The organism is Desulfobulbaceae bacterium (assembly GCA_015231515.1).
Lineage (GTDB): Bacteria > Desulfobacterota > Desulfobulbia > Desulfobulbales > VMSU01 > JADGBM01.
Genome location: JADGBM010000223.1, coordinates 1 through 2049, shown reverse-complemented (window position 1 = coordinate 2049; position 2049 = coordinate 1). Strand labels below are relative to the sequence as shown.

Genomic DNA, 2049 nt, shown 5'->3' with positions numbered 1-2049 from the left:
ATATAAAGAGTTAGCAGTTATTAACAATTTTTTATTTCCATCGACACATAAATACAACTCGCTTAATCTGACCGTTACATCACTAAGGAACAGCAGAGTATTGCCCGATAGTGCTAACGATCTTGAGGAAAAAACATGGCAGTAGTTATTGTAGAACATGAGTTGATGCGTTCCTGTCAGATACTCTTTGGGAGTGATAAAAACATTACCCGAAGTTTTCTTGAGTACATCCAACTTTCCGGCATAAAAAGCGCCTACCGAAAAAAGGCCTTTGAAACGCATCCGGATGTTGTGGCCAGTAAACAAGGCCAAACAGACGACCAAAACGGCGATCTTTTTCAAATTGTCCAGCAGGCTTATGAAAATCTGCGCTGTTATTTACAGGCCAGAGAGCAGGGGTTCCGATTCAAGTCACCGGCTCGACCTATACATACCGTCCACCCCCAGCGACCGGCTCCGCGAAACGCCAGCCACCAGTCAGCAGCTAGCCATAAAACGGCAAAAAAACAGTGGAGCGGGGCACAAAAAAACAGTAGCGCGCACGCTGAAACCAGCGCCAAGTGTGGTGGGTTCAAGCAGACGCACTCCAATCGTTATACCAACAGCTCCTCACAGACCGTCGGCGCCTCCATTCCGTCCAGACAGCTTCTTTTTGGCCACTACCTCTACTACTCTGGAATTGCCAACTGGCACACCATTGTCAAAGCCATCGTCTGGCAGCGTACCGAAAGACCAAGGGTTGGAGAAATTGCCCATAAATACGGCTGGCTAACCAATAAAGACATTCTCACTATCCTCAAGGGCCGAAAACTCTCAGACTCGTTCGGCAAATCGGCTGTCGCCATGGGTCTGCTGACTGAAGGACAGTTGCGGATCATACTGCTTCAGCAAAAAACACTCCAGAAAAAATTTGGCCAGTATTTTATTCACAACAAATTGCTCACCCCATTCGAGCTACAGCGTCTTGTCCATAGGTTTTACACCCACAACACCACTTTTTCTGCAGAGCAAGCACGTTCATACCACCACAGGATGTAAACTTGATCTATAACAACTTAATTTATTTTCTGGTTGTTATACTGATCTTGACAACAAACTCAGCGCCAGACCAGCCCCAATTCTCCCTCACTACCATTCTAGCTGTATTTTTTGCAAAAGCTGTACTGTACCGTTGGACGCTCAACCGCATTTTCAACAAAAAAAAATCATACAACGCCTCACATTACTCAGCCGCTGAACGTAAAGGTGCGATTTTAGCCATTGCCATCTTCAGCATTGATGTCTACCTGCTCGATTGTCAGTATTTTTTTGGCCTACTGCCGCTTACCGACAAGCTTCCCGTCATAACAAGCTTTACCAGTCTGCTCCTTTTTACTTTCTACCTCACCCTGCTCTGGGATGCCGCAGCGCATAGCTACCAGACCTCGTTCGGCCAAAAGGAAAATCACCAGGCCTTTGTGCTTACCAATATCAAAACCAACCTGCCCATTATCCTGCCCTGGCTGCTATTGTCCCTGCTGGCTGACCTTCTACAGCTTGCCTCTGTACCAATAGTCAAGGATTTACTCGCCTCCGCCTGGGGTGAAGAGACAATTTTCATCCTATTTTTCATCTGCCTAGCGGTAGTATTTCCGTTAGTAATTACTAAACTCTGGGGCTGCACAACCATGCCGGCAGGACCAGCTCGAGAGCGGATTGAGACATTCTGCCGCTCGCAGAATGTTAAATACAAAGACATCATGATCTGGCCATTATTTGAAGGACAGGCACTCACCGCCGGGGTAATGGGGCTGATCAAACAGTTCCGTTATCTGCTGGTCACCCCAGCACTTCTTAGGGCCTTATCACCAGCTGAGATAGAGGCGGTAATGGCCCACGAAATTGGCCATGTTAAAAAACGTCATCTACAGCTCTACTTCCTCCTTTTTCTAGGATTCGGCACCCTGTCTCAACTGGCGACCTACCCAACGCTCTACCTGCTTACTAATTCCGACTTTTTTTATCGGGCGGTTCATTTTGCCAACAAAACACCCAGTCATGCCCTTGCCT

General features: G+C 47.2%; 2 protein-coding genes. Both read left to right on the top strand.

The genetic code is table 11. The annotated features are described in order from the left end of the window. Window positions 1-135: 135 nt before the first annotated feature. Window positions 136-1038 (top strand): DnaJ domain-containing protein, encoded by a 903-nt coding sequence (locus tag HQK80_16555; GenBank protein MBF0223802.1) that lies wholly within the window; start codon window positions 136-138, stop codon window positions 1036-1038. Window positions 1039-1040: 2 nt separating this feature from the next. Then, window positions 1041-2049: M48 family metalloprotease (locus tag HQK80_16550; protein MBF0223801.1), on the top strand; the 1009-nt coding region annotated here is incomplete at its 3' end.

Bases quoted from the DNA above. Each gene is read 5' to 3' on its own strand.
- HQK80_16555 (MBF0223802.1), top strand. From the start codon at position 136: ATGGCAGTAGTTATTGTAGAACATGAGTTGATGCGTTCCTGTCAGATA.